Genomic DNA, 14,561 nt, shown 5'->3' on the forward strand with positions numbered 1-14,561 from the left:
CTCGTGCATACCGCGCGGCGTGACCGACACCCTCTCCGCCTTCGCCGCCGCCAAGCTGGCCGACCTGGACGACGCCCAACTGCGCCGCCGGCTGACGGCGACCCATCGCCTGGATGGCCTGTGGGTGGAGCGGGACGGCCGGCGCCTGCTGTCCTTTTCCTGCAACGACTATCTGAACCTGTCGCACCATCCGGCGGTGGTCGAGGCGGCGTCGGCGGCCGCCCATGACTATGGCGCCGGGGCCGGGGCCTCGCGGCTGGTGACCGGCGATCATCCGATGCTGGGGGCGCTCGAGGCGCGGCTGGCCGAATTCAAGGGGACGGAGGCCGCCTGCGTCTTCGGCTCCGGCTATCTGGCCAATGCCGGCCTGATCCCCACGGTGGTCGGTTCCGGCGACGGGGTGTTCGTCGATGAGCTGGCCCATGCCTGCATCTGGGCCGGCGCGCAGCTGTCGGGGGCGAAGATCATCCCCTTAGCCCATAACGACACGGCCGATCTTGCGGCGAAGCTTGCGGCCGAGCGCACCGGCCTGCGCCACGCCCTGATTGCCACCGACGGGGTCTTCTCCATGGACGGCGACATCGCGCCGCTGGACGCGATCAGCGATCTGGCCCGTCGCCATGACGCTTGGCTGCTGGTGGACGACGCCCATGGGCTTGGGGTGGTCGGGCAGGGGCGTGGAACCGCGGCCCTGTTTCCGGACGCGAAGATCGACCTGGCCATGGGGACCTTCTCCAAGGCGGTCGGCGGCTATGGGGCCTATGTCTGCGCCAGCGCGCCCGTCGTCGATCTGCTGCGCACCCGGGCGCGGACCTTCGTCTATTCCACCGGCCTGCCGCCGGCCAGCGCCGGCGCAGCGCTCGCGGCCCTGGACATCATCGCCAGCGACGCCGGGCTCACCGCCCGGCCGCTGGCCAAGGCTCGCCAGTTCACCACAGCCCTTGGCCTGCCGGACGCCCAGAGCCCCATCGTGCCGGTGGTGCTGGGGGATGCGGCCCGCACGCTCGCCGCCATGCAGGTGCTCGAGGCGCAGGGCTTCCTGGCCGTGGCCATCCGTCCGCCCACCGTGCCGGCCGGGACCGCCCGCCTGCGGCTGGCCTTCACCGCCGCCCACGACGACGGCGACATCGACCGCCTGGCCGAGGCCGTCGGCGCCCTGATGGAGACCGCCTGATGCGCGCCCTGTTCGTCGCCGGCGCCCACACCGATGTGGGCAAGACCTATGTGGCCTGCGCCCTTATCGCCGCGGCCCGGGCGCGGGGCCTGTCGGTCGAAGCCTTCAAGCCGGCGGTCAGCGGCCTCGATCCCGCCGACTGGGGCGACAGCGATCCAGGCCGTCTGCTGGCGGCCCTGGGCCGGCCCCTGACCCAGGCCAACCTCCAGGCCATGTCGCCCCTGCGCTTTGCCGCCGCCCTGTCGCCGCCCATGGCCGCCCGGCGCGAAGGCCAGAGCCTGCGTCTGGAGACCCTGATCACCCTCTGCGACCAGGCCCGCGCCCAGGCCCATGCCGACCTGATGCTGATCGAAGGCGCTGGCGGGGTGATGTCGCCGATCAGCGAGGACGCCACCAATCTCGACCTGATGGTGGCGCTCGGTCTGCCGGTCGTGCTGGTGGGGGGATCCTATCTGGGGGCGATCAGCCACACCCTGACCGCCGCCGAGGTGCTGCGGGCGCGAGGATTGAAGGTGGCGGCCCTGGTGATCAGCCAGGACGCCGACCCGGCCGCGCCGGACTTCGCCGAAACCCTCGCCGATGTGAGACGCTTCTCCTCCGGGGCCCGCGTCATCGCCGCGCCCCGCGGGGGCCAGGACTGGGCGTCCGAGCTGCTCTGAACCTCGATCCGCCGATGGGAGCCGACCATGCCGATCTCGCCCGCCTACCAGCCCGATCCGCAGTTCGACGCCCTGGGGCCGGACTTCGCCGATCCCGTCACGGCGGCCGACTTTCCCCAGACCCTGCTGCGCTACCGCAACGACCGGGCCGCGACGACGGTGGGTCTGGCGGGGCTGACGGACGCCGAATGGATCGCCCATTTCGGCCGGTTTGCGCCCCTGCCGGACAATCTGAAGCCGCCCTTGGCCATGCGCTATCACGGCCACCAGTTTCGCACCTACAACCCCGAACTGGGCGACGGCCGGGGCTTCCTCTTCGCCCAGATGCGCGAGGCCGGCACGGGTCGGCTGCTGGACCTGGGCACCAAGGGTTCGGGCCAGACCCCCTGGTCGCGGTTCGGCGACGGTCGCCTGACCCTGAAGGGGGGCGTGCGCGAGGTGCTGGCCACAGCCCTGCTGGAGGCCCTGGGTGTGCCGACTTCGCGGTCCTTCTCGCTGATCGAGACCGGCGAGGCCCTGGAGCGCAATGACGAGCCCAGCCCGACCCGCGGCGCCGTCCTGACGCGGCTGTCGCACAGCCACATCCGCTTCGGGACCTTCCAGCGCCACGCCTTTGAGGAGCAGCCGGAGCGGATCGCCGCGCTGATCGATCACGTGATCGCCAACTACTATCCGGCGCTGGAGGGGGCGCAGGATCGGCCCGCGGCCCTGCTGGAGGCGGTGACCGGGCGCATGGCGCGGCTGACGGCGGCCTGGATGGCGGCGGGCTTCGTCCATGGGGTGCTCAACACCGACAATATGAACATCACCGGCGAGAGTTTCGACTACGGCCCCTACCGCTTCCTGCCGCGCAACGATCCCAACTTCGTGGCCGCCTATTTCGACCAGACCGGGCTGTACAGCTTCGGACGCCAGGCCGAGGCGGTGTTCTGGAACCTGCGCCAACTGGCGGGCTGCTTCAGCCTGGTGGGCGAAGAGGAGTCCCTTGTGGCGGCGCTCAACATCTTCGCCGGCGCCTATCGGGCCGAACTCGCCCGGGCCATGCGGCGGCGGCTGGGGGTGCGCGGCCGCGGCGCCGAGGTCGACGCCGCGCTCGCCCAGGCGGCGTTTCAGGCCCTGGCCGGCGGCGGGGAGGCCCTGCGGTGGGAGCCCTTCTTCTTCGACTGGTTCGGCGGCGACGAGACCCGCGCCCTGGCCGGCGTGCGGGGCGACCTCTATGGCCAGGCGCCGTTCGCCGAGTTCAGGGCGCAACTCGCCCACTACGAGCCGGTCGATCCCGAGGCCGTGAGCCGCGCCTATTTCGCCGCCCCCGAACCGCAGGAGCTGATCTACGAAGAGATCGAGGCCATCTGGGCGCGGATCGACCAGACCGACGACTGGAGCGCCTTCGACGCCAAGCTGGCGGCCATCGAAACCGCCCGCCAGGCCTATGGGCTCAGCGAGGACTAGATCGGCTTGGGCGCATTGGCCGCCGGCGCCCGGGGCGGCCGGGCGCTCCATTGGGCGAGCGCGACGCCGGCCAGGGTGATCACGCCGCCCAGGGCCTGGACCGGCCCAAGCGCTTCGGAAAACAGCAGCCAGCCGGCGATGGCCGCCACCAGGGGCTGGATGAGAACCACGACCGAAGCGGTCGCCGGGGGCAGTCGGCCCAACGCCCAGGCGATGGCGCCCTGGCCCGCCACGTGCAGGACGCCGAGGCCTGCGCAGGCCGCCCATCCCCCGAGGCTGGCGGGCAGGATCGGTTCGCCGAGCGCCAAGGCTGCGACCAGCAGTAGGGGCGCGCCCGTCAGGCTCGACCAGAACATGATGCGGGTGGCCGCCTCGGTGCGGCGTGCGGCGCTGACGGCCAGGAAGTAGAAGGCGTACCAGAGGGCGGTCAGGGCCGCGGCCGCATTGCCCCAGGCCGGCGAGACGCCCGGCGCGCCGCCCTTGGCCGCCGCCATCAGGCCCGCTCCGCCGATGGCCAGGCCGACGGCGACCAGGAAGAGCATGCGAGGCTTCTGGGCCAGGAAGATCCAGGCGACGGCGGTGACCACTACCGGGGTCAGGTTGGTCAGGACGGTGGCGTTGGCCACCGAGGTCAGCGCGATCCCGTAGTGCCAGAAGCCCAGATCGAGGGCGAACATGAGGCCAGCGATCATGGCCAGCCTGGAGGGAAGGCGGCCCAGCCCGCCGCCCTGGCCGGTTCCGCCGCGCTGGGCCAGCAGGGCGAGCAGGGGCAGGGCGAAGGCCAGCCGCCAGAAGCCGGCCGCGGCCGAGCCCGTGTCCGAGAGCCGAACGAGGATGGGCACGAAGCCGATGACGGCGGCGCCGAAGATCAGCACCGCCAGGGCCCGGCCGCCCGAGGCGGTTGGCGTGTCGCTCAAAGGCCCATCTCCTGGCGTAGTCGCTCGGGCGTCATGCCGGCCTCGCGCAGCGCGCGCAGGGTCTCGGCCTTGTCGCGCTTGGCGTAGCGCTTGCCGTCAGGACCCGCCAGTAGCCTGTGATGACGATAGACCGGCGTGGGCAGGTCCAGCAGGGCCTGCAGCAGACGCTGGACGTGGGCGGCCTCGAACAGGTCGCCGCCGCGGATGACGTGGGTGATCCCCTGCAGGGCGTCGTCGCAAACGACGGCCAGATGATAGGCCACGCCGACATCCTTGCGCGCCAGGACCACGTCGCCGCCCAGTTCAGGCCGCGCCTGGATCAGGCCTGTTTCGCCGTTTGGGCCAAGGCCCTCCTCCCGGAAGGTCAGGCTCTCGAACCCGCCTAGCCGGCCCTGCGCCGCCTCCAGCGAGAGGCGCCAGGCGAAGGGCTCCCCCCGGGCCAGACGGGCGGCCTCCTCGGCTTTCGGCAATGGCGCGCTGCGGAAGGTGTCCATGGCGCCGTGGGGGGCGCTGGCCATGGCCTGGGCCACCTCCCTGCGGGTGCGGAAGCAGCGATAGACGAGGCCCTCGGCGGCGAGATGGTCCAGGGCCGCCTCGTAATCGGCGAGGTGCTCCGATTGCCGACGCACCGGCTGGCGCCAGGAGAGGCCGAGCCACCTCAGGTCCTCATAGATGGCGGCCTCGAACTCGGCGCGCACCCGGGTGGCGTCGATATCTTCGATGCGCAGCAGGAAGTCGCCGCCCGCGGCTTGCGCGGCCGCGAAGGCGCACAGCGCCGAGAAGGCATGGCCGCGATGTAGAAAGCCCGTGGGAGACGGGGCGAAACGGGTGACGAAGGGCGCACTCACCCCAAGGGCTCTAGCGCTGCAGGCCCTTGGCGAACACCCCCACATGGCCGAGCACCCCGCGAAGGAAGGCGTCCTCGCCGCCAAGTTCGGCCTTCAGGGCGTTGAACTGCTTGAAACTGGTCATTTCGGCCAGGCCGTGGGCGGCGCACCAGCAGGCGATGGTGGCCAGTTCCAGCCCGACCTCGTCGGTCGGGTCGGCGCCGGCCGAGACCAGCACGTCCCTGACCCGCCGATAGGCGCTTTCCTCATTCTCATGCACGTGGGCGGGCATGTCGGCCTTGTCCCGCGAGCAGTCGTACATCACGCGGTAGAGGGCTGGATGGGCGATGGCGAACCGGACATAGGCGACCCCAAGCTCGCGGACCCGGTCGGGGGGCGAGGTCTGGGCGTCGCGGGCCGCCTGAAAGGCGAGGTCGAGCTTCTCCCAGCCCTCATGGGCCACAGCGTCGAGCAATTCGCTCTTGTCCTTGAAGTGGTGATAGGGCGCCGCGGGGCTGACCCCCGCCTCCCGCGCCACGGCCCGCAGGGACATGGCGCCAGGGCCGTCGGCCTCCACCAGCCGCACCGCCGCCTCCACCAGGGCGCGGCGCAGGTCGCCATGGTGATAGGGGCGCGGATCGGCGGCTTCGGACTCTTTCATCACCCAGAGTGTAGGTCGCTATCTGATCGCCGTAAAGATCATCTTGACAACGTTCAGATGCCGCCTATCTTAGCGCTGTTCAAATAACAGATCGCCTCGCTCCCCCGAGGCTCCAACTCAAAGGTGTGTGTCATGTCTCTCGCTTCCCTGTCGGCCGCCGAACGCGTCTTCGACCGCCTGACTCCGGCCCTGTTCGTGGTCCTCAGCCTGACCCTGGCCGCCGCGCTGCTCGGCTTCCTCGCCTAGAGCGCGTTCCGATAAGTGGGAACCGGTTATCGGAACAGAACGCGCTCAGGACTTCGAGTGTAGAGCCTGATTCAAACGATCAGACGGGTCCGTCTGATCGCATCAGGCTCCAGGGCGCGTTTCTCCCAGTCTGTCGCCTCGAGGGAGCCTTCACGTGCTCCCTCTTTTTTTGCGGGCGCGCCGTGGCGACACGCCATGGAGCCGTCATAGAATCGAGCCTATGATTGATCGATCAGGCGAGATCGAGCCTGATGCTGAATGCAAGAGAGGAGCTTCGTCTTCAGTCTCTGTGCCTTTGACAGCCGGCCCCATGGGCCCCCCCGCCGGGAGCGCCGGCGATGCAGGTGATCGCCCATCCCCCCTCGGGCTGGCCGGCCCTGGTGCTCAACGCCGACTATCGGCCCCTCAGCTACTATCCCCTGTCGGTCTGGCCCTGGCAGGAGGTGATCAAGGCGGTCTTCCTCGACCGTGTCGATGTGGTCTCCACCTATGACCATGTGATCCGCTCCCCCTCCTTCTCCATGCGCCTGCCCAGCGTCGTTTCGCTGAAGCACTATGTGACGCAGGACCGGCCCCCGGCCTTCACCCGTTTCAATCTCTTCCTGCGCGACGGCTTCGCCTGCCAGTACTGCCGGTCGGGCGAGGACCTGACCTTCGACCACGTGGTTCCCCGGTCGCGGGGCGGTCGCACCAGCTGGGAAAACATCGTCACCGCCTGCGCCCCCTGCAACCTGGCCAAGGGCGGCCGCACCCCGGAAGAAGCCGGCATGCGCCCCCTGATGATCGCCCGCCGTCCCCAGGCCTACGAGCTTCAGGAGCGGGGCCGCCGCTTCCCCCCCAACTTCCTCCACCAGAGCTGGCTCGACTACCTCTACTGGGACATCGAGCTGGAGGCGTAGAGCGCTCAGGGCCGGGGCCGTGTGAACGTCCTGGCGTCCCGGGCGTTCGCTATGGCGACGCTTTCAGATCGAGCTTGCCGGTTCAGAGGAGACGGGACCATTCTACGCACCCAAATGAACCCGCGCGTCTTCTGGGGCGCCAGCCTGATCATCGGCGCGCTGCTGGCGGTGGCCGTCGCCGCGCCGGATCAGTCGGACCGCTTTTTCCAGTCGTCCCAGGACTGGGTCATCGACACCTTTGGATGGTTCTATGTCGCCGCCGTGGCGGGGTTTCTGGGCCTGGTCCTGTTCCTGGCCCTGGGGCCGACCGGGAGCCTGAAACTCGGGCCCGACGACTGCGAGCCGGATTTCCCCTACGCCTCATGGCTGGCCATGCTGTTTGCGGCCGGCATGGGCATCGGCCTGATGTATTTCGGCGTCGCCGAGCCGATCCAGCACTATGTCAGCCCGCCGGAGGCCGAGCCGGGGACCTTCGGAGCCGCCCGCGAGGCGATGGTGATCACCTTTACCCACTATGGCGTGCACGCCTGGGCCATCTATGCGCTGGTGGGGTTGAGCCTGGGCTTCTTCGCCCACCGCAAGGGTTTGCCGCTCACCCTGCGTTCAGGCCTGTCGCCCCTGCTGGGCAAGCGCACAAGCGGTCCCATCGGCGACGCCGTGGACATCTTCGCGGTGTGCGGGACGGTCTTCGGCATTGCGACCTCCCTAGGGTTCGGGGTGTCGCAGATCAACAGCGGCCTCAACTACCTCGTGGGGCTGCCCAACACGGCCCTGGTCCAGTGCGGGCTGATCGCCGTCGTCATGGCCGCCGCCACAGTTTCGGTGCTGACCGGGCTCGACAAGGGGGTGCGGCGCCTGTCGGAGCTCAACCTGATCCTGGCCGTGCTGCTGATGCTGTTCGTGCTGGCGGTAGGGCCTACGGGTTTCCTGCTGAAGGCCCTGGTGCAGAATTTCGGCCTCTATCTCGACCATTTCTTCATCCGCACCTTCACCCTCTACGCCTATGAGCCGCGGGGCTGGATGGCCGACTGGACCCTGTTCTACTGGGCCTGGTGGATCGCCTGGTCGCCGTTCGTGGGGATGTTCATTGCGCGGATCTCGCGGGGGCGCACGGTGCGCCAGTTCATCCTCAACGTGCTGCTGGTTCCGGCCGGTTTCACCTTCCTGTGGATGACCATCTTCGGCAACACCGCCATCAGCCTGGACATGGGGACGGCGGCCGGGGCGATCTCGGCGGCGGTGACCGAGGACCTGTCGACGGCCCTGTTCCGGTTCTTCGCCGAACTCCCGGGGGCGGCTGTCACCTCCACCATCGCAGTGGTGCTGGTGGCGGTCTTCTTCATCACCTCGGCGGACTCCGGCTCCCTGGTGATCGACACCCTGGCCTCAGGCGGCGCCGACGATACGCCGCGCTGGCAGCGGGTCTATTGGTGCCTGTTGCTGGGCCTGGTCGCGGCCCTGCTGCTCCTGGCGGGCGGCCTGGGTGCGCTGCAAGCGGCTACCCTGGTGGCGGCGCTGCCCTTCACGGTGATCATGATCCTGCTGTCTGTCGGTCTGGCGCGGCAGATGAACGCCGATGTCGCGGGGCGGGACGTCGACACTGAGGGACCGCCCCTGGCCGAGCAGCTGAAGCGGCTGCTGGCGCCGGCCAGCCGTCGCGACATTCAGCGCCAGATAGACCGTGTCGCCGTCCCCGCCCTGGAAAGCGTCAGCGAGGGCCTGGCGGCCGAGGGTCTGGTCGCGGAGGTTCGACGTGACGAGGACGCCATCACACTGACCGCGCCAGGTCCCGGGAGGCCCTTCCACTATCAGCTGGCGGCGCATGACCGTCCTCGTCCGGCCATGACGGCGCTGGACGCGCCGGAACGGCGGCGGGCGATGGAATGGCGTCTCGTCGCGCGGTCCGACGATGTCAGTCGTGCGCGCGATGTGACGGGCTTCACGCGCGAGCAGCTGGTCGCCGATGTCCTCGAGCATCTGCGCCGCTGGCGGATGGCCTAGGTTGGGGGCAGAACCCCCCGAACCACGGCGAGCAGGGTGGGACGATCGAAGGGCTTGCTCAGGGCCGCCTGGGCGCCCAGGGCCTGGGCCGTTTCCAGGATGGTCTCGGGGCTGATGGTGCGCCAGCCGCCCGACATGGCGATGATCGGCAGGTCTGGCCAAAGGCTGCGGATCTGGCCAATGGTCTCCATCCCGTCCTGATCCGGCATGAAAATATCGACGATCACCGCTGCTACGGGAAGATGCTGGAGGAACTCGATCGCGCGGGCGGCCGTGTCCGATAGAATAGTGTCGAAGCCCTCGACCTCCAGTATTGAGGAAGTGACTCGTAACAATGTTACGTCATCGTCGACCAAAAGTAACAGCGGTCGATCAGTCATAAAATCGGCTCCAGAGAATTGAGCCGTATCTAGGGGGTTTCGCTCCCGGCCGCACACCTTTCTCGCCCCTGAAGCGAGCGCTGCGCGCTATGCGACCTTACGTCACGTCGCGGCCTCAGCCGGCGGCGGGCGCGCCGGCTCTGTGGGTCAGGCGCCAGAAAATCACAGCGGCCAGCGCTACCGCGCCGCCGGCGAAGGTGACGGAAAGCGCGCCGCCCTGAACCAGCAATGTCCCACCGAGCGCCGCGCCAAAGGCCTGGCCCAGGGAGGCTGAGGACGCATTGAAGGCGAGGGCGAGGGGGGCGGAGGCCGGGGCCCGCTGGATCAGCCGGGTCTGGATGACCGGCAGGATGGAGAACAGGGCCGTGGAGCCGGTCAGCACCGCCAGGCCGACAATGGCGTAGGCGCCGAGGCCCGGGACCCCGGCGCGGGCCAGCTCCAGGCTGTGAAGCGCCGCTGCGACGGCCAGGCCGAGGAATCCGAGGGTGACGCTCATCCCGCCGGCGCCCTTGTCGGCGGCGCGGCCGCCGATGGTGAGGCCGAGGAAACTGCCCACCCCGACCAGCATCTGGAAGGCGGCCACGCCGGCGCCCGTCACCTCGATCTGCAACCGCAGGATCGGGGCGATGTAGGTGGTGATGGTCATATTGGCCCCGAAGGCCAGGAAGGTGGAGATGAACAGGGGCAGGACGCCGGCGCCCCGCAGGCCCTGGCCGACGCCGGGGCCGGGGGGCGACACCTTGGGAACGAACAGGGCGATCGCCGCCAGGGCCAGGGCGCTGAGGCCGGCCGACAGCAGGAAGGTGGACCGCCAGCCGAAGGCCGAGCCCACGACGCTGCCCAGGGGAATGCCCATCAGGAAGGCGACGGTCATGCCGCCCATGACGATGGCCAGGGCCGAGCCCCGGCGCTCCGGCGGGACCAGGGCGCTGGCGGCGGCCGAGGCCGCAGGGCCGGCCATGGCGCCGATGGCCCCCAGGATGGCGCGAAGCACCAGCAGGGCGCCGAATTCCGCCGTCAGCAGGCATGCGAGGTTGAGCAGCACGGCCGCTGAGAGGGCGAGGAGCAGCACCCGCTTGCGCTCGAACCGGCCGACCAGGAAGGCCAGCGGCGGCCCGGCCAGGGCCGAGGTCAGCACATAGACGGTCTGGAGCTGCCCGACCGCACCCACCGAGACGCCGAGGTCGGCGGCCATGGGCTCCAGCAGGCCGGCGAAGATGAAGGCGCCTGACCCGAAGGCGAAGGTCGACAGCGCCAGGACAAAGACGCGGAGGTTCAACGGCGACGATCCAGCAGGCCGGCGCCACGGGCGCGGCGGCGAAGGGGGCTGGACCGCATGGCTTATCCTCTCCAGGAGCGGTCTGGCGCCGCTTGCCGCTCGATCAGTAGCGCTGAGCCCCCGGCGGTCAATCTCAGGATTTCTGAGGGCGGCGCCAGGAGCAGGGGGGCTCCGCCCCTATTCGACGGTCACCGACTTGGCCAGGTTGCGCGGCTGATCCACGTCGGCGCCCTTCTGCACGGCCACATGATAGGCCAGCAGCTGGATCGGGGCCGACATGACCAGCGGCGCGATCAGCGGGTCGCAGGCCGGGGCGATGATCACCCGGGCGCCGGCCGGGGCGTGGGCGGCGCCCTTTTCGTCGGTGATCAGCACGATCGGGCCGCCGCGGGCGGCCACCTCGCTCATATTGGACATGGTCTTTTCGAACAGCTCGTCGCTGGGGGCGATGACGATCACCGGCGTCGCCTCGTCGATGAGGGCGATGGGGCCATGCTTCAGCTCGCCGGCGGCATAGCCCTCGGCGTGGATATAGCTGATTTCCTTGAGCTTCAGCGCCCCTTCCAGGGCCAGCGGGAACATGGCGCCGCGGCCGAAATAGAGGACGTCCCGGGCCTTGGCCAGTTCCGGCGCCAGGGCGCGGATCGCCTCTTCCACGCCGATCGATTCGGCGATCAGGCGCGGCGCCTCCAGCAGGTGCTTGGACAGCCGGGCCTCTTCGGCGGCGTCGATCTGGCCGCGGGCGGCGGCGGCGGCGATGGCCAGCGCCGTCAGGGCCGCCACCTGGCTGGTGAAGGCCTTGGTGGAGGCCACCCCGATCTCGGGTCCGGCATGGGTGGGCCAGAGCAGATCGGCCTCCCGCGCCATGCTGGACTCCGGCACATTGACCATGGCCGCCGTGGAAAGGCCCTGTCCCTTGCACCAGCGCATGGCCGCCAGGGTGTCGGCGGTCTCTCCGGACTGGGAGACCCCAAGGGCCAGGGTCCGGGCGCCCAGCGGCGGTTCGCGATAGCGGAACTCCGAGGCGACCTCGACATCGGTGGGCAGGCGCGCCAGGCGCTCGAAGGCGTAGCGGGCGATCTGGCCGGCATAGTTGGAGGTGCCGCAGGCGATGATCTGCAGCCGCTCGGCGGTCTTGAAGTCGAAGCCGCCCGGCGCGGTCGCCCGCCCGGTCACCGGATCGATATAGGCCGACAGGGTGTGCTGGGTGGCGTCGGGCTGGTCATGGATTTCCTTCTCCATGAAGTGCCGATAGTTGCCGCGCTCCACCAGGGCGGCGGCCCGGGCCACCTGCTTGATGTTGCGGAGCACCGGCTGGCCGGCGGCGTCGAAGATCTGGGCCTGGGCGTGGTCGATCCGCACATAGTCGCCCTCTTCCAGATAGGCGATGCGGTTGGTGAAAGGGCCGACGGCCAGGGCGTCGGAGCCCAGATACATCTCGCCGTCCCCATAGCCGACCACCAGGGGGCTGCCGCGGCGGGCGCCCAGGATCATGTCGTCTTCGCCGGCGATCAGCACGGCCAGGGCGAAGGCGCCGCTCAGACGATCAAGGGTCGCCTTGAGCGCCTCCAGCGGCGCCAGTCCCGACTGCAGATAGGCGTCCAGCAGGTGGGCGATGGTCTCGGTGTCGGTCTCGCTCTCGAAAACGCGGCCCTGGGCCTCGAGCTCGCGGCGAAGTTCGGCGAAGTTCTCGATGATGCCATTGTGGACCAGGGTCACCCGGCCGGCGGTGTGGGGGTGGGCGTTGTGCTCGGCCGGCGCGCCGTGGGTGGCCCAGCGGGTGTGGCCGATGCCGACCTGCGCTGTCAGGGCGTCGTCCATCAGCACGTCCTGCAGGGCGCGGATCTTGCCCTTGGCCCGTCGGCGCTCGACCACGCCTGGCGCCGTCACGCCGGCCACGCCGGCCGAATCATAGCCCCTGTACTCCAGCCGCAGCAGGCTCTCGACCAGACGGTCCTGGACGGGGGTCTTGCCGACGATGCCAATGATGCCGCACATGGCCTTAACCTCACTTTTTGTCGGACGCCGCCGACGCGACTAATGTCTGGCCCCGCGCCGCCTTTAGCATTCGCAAACGCGACGTCGACTAAATCTGGGTTTCCGATCGTTTCGTGAGTCCGACCATGACCAAGCGCGCCTATTTTGGAACCGACGGCATCCGGGGGGAGGCCAACCGCCATCCCATGACCGCCGAGGTCGCCCTGCGCGTCGGCATGGCCGCCGGCAAGGTGTTCATGTCGCAGGACGAGCGACGCCACCTGGTGGTGATTGGCAAGGACACCCGGCTGTCAGGCTACATGATCGAGCCGGCCCTCGTGGCGGGGTTCGCCAGCGTCGGCATGGATGTCCGCCTGCTGGGACCGATTCCGACGCCCGGCGTCGCGATGATGACGCGGTCCATGCGCGCCGATCTGGGGGTGATGATCAGCGCCTCGCACAACACCTATTCCGACAACGGCATCAAGCTGTTTGGGCCCGACGGCTTCAAGCTCTCCGACGCCCGGGAGCTGGAGATCGAGGCCCTGATGGACGAGGGGCTCCAGGAGCGCCTGGCGGCGCCGGACACCCTGGGCCGCGTGGCCCGGGTGGACGACGCCCAGGCGCGCTATGTGGAGATCGCCAAGGCGACCTTCCCCCGCCGTCTGAGCCTGAGCGGCCTGCGGATCGTCATCGATTGCGCCAATGGCGCGGCCTACAAGGTGGCGCCCACCGCCCTCTATGAACTGGGCGCGGAGGTCATGCGCCTGGGGGTCGAGCCCAACGGCTTCAACATCAACAGCGAATGCGGTTCGACCCATCCCGAGGCCATGGCCAAGATGGTCAAGGAGTACCGGGCCGACATCGGCATCGCCCTGGACGGGGACGCCGACCGCCTGGTGATCTGCGACGAAAACGGCCGGGTGGTCGATGGCGACCAGATCATGGCCCTGATCGCCGCCCATTGGGCGCAGCGCGACCGCCTGACCGGCGGCGGCGTGGTCGCCACCGTCATGTCAAATCTCGGCCTGGAGCGGTTCCTGGGCGGGAAGGGGCTGAAGCTCGAACGCACTGCGGTGGGCGACCGGGCGGTGATGATGCGGATGCGCGAAGGGGGCTTCAACCTCGGCGGCGAGCAGTCGGGCCACGTCATCCTGTCGGACTTCTCCACCACCGGCGATGGGCTGCTGGCCGCGCTGCAGGTGCTGGCGGTGCTGAAGGAGGCCGACAAGCCGATGAGCGCCCTGGCCCGCCAGTTCGAGCCGGTGCCGCAGCTGCTCGAAAATGTGCGCTTCGGCGGCGGCAAACCCCTTGAGAGCGAGAATGTGAAGGGGGCCATCGCCCTGGCCGAGCGGCGGCTGAATGGGTCGGGCCGGTTGCTGGTCCGAGCGTCGGGCACCGAGCCGCTGATTCGGATCATGGCCGAAGGGGACGACGAGAAGCTGATCTTCGAGATCGTCCACGAACTGGCCGGCGTGGTGCGTCAAGCCGCCGCCTGAGGCGGTTTCCGGCAAGGCGTCAGAAACCCTATCCAAGACCCAAGCATTATGTCAGTTTCGTAATGTTCACGCCGCTCGACCGGCGTGGAGGCAAAGACACGACTGGGAGAAATGCATGTCTCGGAACCCCGCGCTCGCGGGCCGCAGGCAAGGGCACGCAGGCCGAGGCGCTCCGGCGTCCATCGCCTGCATGGCCTTTGTCGCCGCCATTTCCATCGCCTTCTGGGTCGGCGCTGTCTGGATCGTTCAGCAGCTCATGACCCTGATGGTCGGGGCCGGCTGAGGGCGAACCGCCCTATAGCCGCCCGACGCTGGTGTACTCAAATCCCTGGCGACGCACGTCGTCAGGCCGGTAGATGTTGCGCAGATCGACCAGCACCGGCGCGGCCATGTCGGCCTTGAGCCGGTCGAGGTCGAGCGCCCGGAACTGGTCCCATTCGGTGATGATCACCACCGCGTCCGCGCCCATGGCTGCGGCATAGGGGTCTGAGGCGAAGTCCACATCCTGCAGCAGGCGCCGCGCCTCGGTCTCGCCCTCGGGATCGAAGGCGCTGATCGTCGCGCCGGCTGCCTGCAGGGCCGGGATGATGTCC

Annotated in this window: 14 protein-coding genes; 7 read left to right on the forward strand and 7 right to left on the reverse strand. The window is 69.4% G+C overall.

Annotated features, from left to right (window positions below; all coding sequences use genetic code 11):
* The first annotated feature begins 19 nt into the window (after positions 1-19).
* Genes bioF through V7702_RS09035 form a run of 3 tightly spaced genes read left to right on the forward strand, consistent with a single transcriptional unit; the run spans position 20 to position 3,282 of the window.
* Complete coding sequence (gene bioF, locus V7702_RS09025; RefSeq protein WP_335649783.1) at positions 20-1,174, forward strand: 8-amino-7-oxononanoate synthase; 1,155 nt, start codon at positions 20-22, stop codon at positions 1,172-1,174.
* Positions 1,174-1,833 (forward strand): dethiobiotin synthase, encoded by a 660-nt coding sequence (gene bioD, locus V7702_RS09030; RefSeq protein ID WP_335649784.1) that lies wholly within the window; start codon positions 1,174-1,176, stop codon positions 1,831-1,833. Before bioF ends, bioD begins: the two co-directional genes overlap by 1 nt.
* A gap of 27 nt (positions 1,834-1,860) precedes the next feature.
* The gene (locus V7702_RS09035; protein ID WP_335649785.1) at positions 1,861-3,282 is read left to right on the forward strand and encodes a protein adenylyltransferase SelO; all 1,422 of its coding nucleotides are present in this window, start codon (positions 1,861-1,863) and stop codon (positions 3,280-3,282) included.
* Here V7702_RS09035 and V7702_RS09040 read toward each other — a convergent pair.
* The 3 genes from V7702_RS09040 to V7702_RS09050 are packed head-to-tail and all read right to left on the reverse strand — an operon-like array spanning position 3,279 to position 5,687.
* A complete protein-coding gene (locus V7702_RS09040) occupies positions 3,279-4,199 on the reverse strand; it encodes a DMT family transporter (RefSeq protein ID WP_335649786.1) in 921 nt (306 codons plus the stop codon). The genes V7702_RS09035 and V7702_RS09040 overlap by 4 nt on opposite strands.
* Positions 4,196-5,047, reverse strand: coding sequence for a tRNA glutamyl-Q(34) synthetase GluQRS (gene gluQRS, locus V7702_RS09045; protein WP_335649787.1), 852 nt, complete (start codon positions 5,045-5,047; stop codon positions 4,196-4,198). Before gluQRS ends, V7702_RS09040 begins: the two co-directional genes overlap by 4 nt.
* 10 nt (positions 5,048-5,057) lie before the next feature.
* On the reverse strand, positions 5,058-5,687 hold the full coding sequence (locus tag V7702_RS09050) for a TetR/AcrR family transcriptional regulator (RefSeq protein ID WP_335649788.1): 630 nt from the start codon (positions 5,685-5,687) through the stop codon (positions 5,058-5,060).
* Between the two features lie 584 nt (positions 5,688-6,271).
* Between V7702_RS09050 and V7702_RS09055 the strand changes: the two genes are divergently transcribed.
* The gene (locus tag V7702_RS09055; RefSeq protein WP_335649789.1) at positions 6,272-6,832 is read left to right on the forward strand and encodes an HNH endonuclease; all 561 of its coding nucleotides are present in this window, start codon (positions 6,272-6,274) and stop codon (positions 6,830-6,832) included.
* Between the two features lie 114 nt (positions 6,833-6,946).
* Positions 6,947-8,833 carry a BCCT family transporter gene (locus tag V7702_RS09060; protein WP_335649790.1) on the forward strand — a complete coding sequence of 629 codons (1,887 nt, stop codon included), beginning with the start codon at positions 6,947-6,949 and terminating at the stop codon, positions 8,831-8,833.
* Here the strand turns inward: V7702_RS09060 and V7702_RS09065 are convergent.
* From V7702_RS09065 to glmS, 3 genes are all read right to left on the reverse strand, one after another.
* Positions 8,830-9,213 carry a response regulator gene (locus tag V7702_RS09065; RefSeq protein ID WP_335649791.1) on the reverse strand — a complete coding sequence of 128 codons (384 nt, stop codon included), beginning with the start codon at positions 9,211-9,213 and terminating at the stop codon, positions 8,830-8,832. The two genes, V7702_RS09060 and V7702_RS09065, sit on opposite strands and share 4 nt — an antisense overlap.
* Positions 9,214-9,328: 115 nt before the next feature.
* A complete protein-coding gene (locus V7702_RS09070) occupies positions 9,329-10,492 on the reverse strand; it encodes an MFS transporter (protein ID WP_335649792.1) in 1,164 nt (387 codons plus the stop codon).
* 177 nt (positions 10,493-10,669) lie between these two features.
* Positions 10,670-12,490 carry a glutamine--fructose-6-phosphate transaminase (isomerizing) gene (glmS, locus tag V7702_RS09075; RefSeq protein ID WP_335649793.1) on the reverse strand — a complete coding sequence of 607 codons (1,821 nt, stop codon included), beginning with the start codon at positions 12,488-12,490 and terminating at the stop codon, positions 10,670-10,672.
* A 125-nt stretch (positions 12,491-12,615) separates the two neighbouring features.
* Here glmS and glmM point away from each other — a divergent pair, with 125 nt between their 5' ends.
* Entirely contained in the window at positions 12,616-13,968 is a 1,353-nt protein-coding gene (gene glmM / locus V7702_RS09080) for a phosphoglucosamine mutase (RefSeq protein WP_335649794.1), read from the forward strand.
* A 115-nt stretch (positions 13,969-14,083) separates the two neighbouring features.
* Positions 14,084-14,251 carry a hypothetical protein gene (locus V7702_RS09085; RefSeq protein ID WP_335649795.1) on the forward strand — a complete coding sequence of 56 codons (168 nt, stop codon included), beginning with the start codon at positions 14,084-14,086 and terminating at the stop codon, positions 14,249-14,251.
* A 12-nt stretch (positions 14,252-14,263) separates the two neighbouring features.
* Here the strand turns inward: V7702_RS09085 and V7702_RS09090 are convergent.
* A partial coding sequence (locus V7702_RS09090; protein WP_335649796.1) for a UDP binding domain-containing protein occupies positions 14,264-14,561 on the reverse strand: 298 nt, incomplete at its 5' end.

The sequence above is a fragment of the Phenylobacterium sp. genome (assembly GCF_036963605.1).
Classification (GTDB): domain Bacteria; phylum Pseudomonadota; class Alphaproteobacteria; order Caulobacterales; family Caulobacteraceae; genus Phenylobacterium.

What these genes read in the sequence shown, in the direction of transcription:
- bioD (WP_335649784.1), top strand. Translation starts at nt 1,174, where the DNA reads ATGCGCGCCCTGTTCGTCGCCGGCGCCCACACCGATGTGGGCAAGACC.
- V7702_RS09035 (WP_335649785.1), top strand. Translation starts at nt 1,861, where the DNA reads ATGCCGATCTCGCCCGCCTACCAGCCCGATCCGCAGTTCGACGCCCTG.
- V7702_RS09050 (WP_335649788.1), bottom strand. Translation starts at nt 5,687, where the DNA reads ATGAAAGAGTCCGAAGCCGCCGATCCGCGCCCCTATCACCATGGCGAC.
- V7702_RS09055 (WP_335649789.1), top strand. Translation starts at nt 6,272, where the DNA reads ATGCAGGTGATCGCCCATCCCCCCTCGGGCTGGCCGGCCCTGGTGCTC.
- V7702_RS09060 (WP_335649790.1), top strand. Translation starts at nt 6,947, where the DNA reads ATGAACCCGCGCGTCTTCTGGGGCGCCAGCCTGATCATCGGCGCGCTG.
- V7702_RS09065 (WP_335649791.1), bottom strand. Translation starts at nt 9,213, where the DNA reads ATGACTGATCGACCGCTGTTACTTTTGGTCGACGATGACGTAACATTG.
- glmS (WP_335649793.1), bottom strand. Translation starts at nt 12,490, where the DNA reads ATGTGCGGCATCATTGGCATCGTCGGCAAGACCCCCGTCCAGGACCGT.
- glmM (WP_335649794.1), top strand. Translation starts at nt 12,616, where the DNA reads ATGACCAAGCGCGCCTATTTTGGAACCGACGGCATCCGGGGGGAGGCC.
- V7702_RS09085 (WP_335649795.1), top strand. Translation starts at nt 14,084, where the DNA reads ATGTCTCGGAACCCCGCGCTCGCGGGCCGCAGGCAAGGGCACGCAGGC.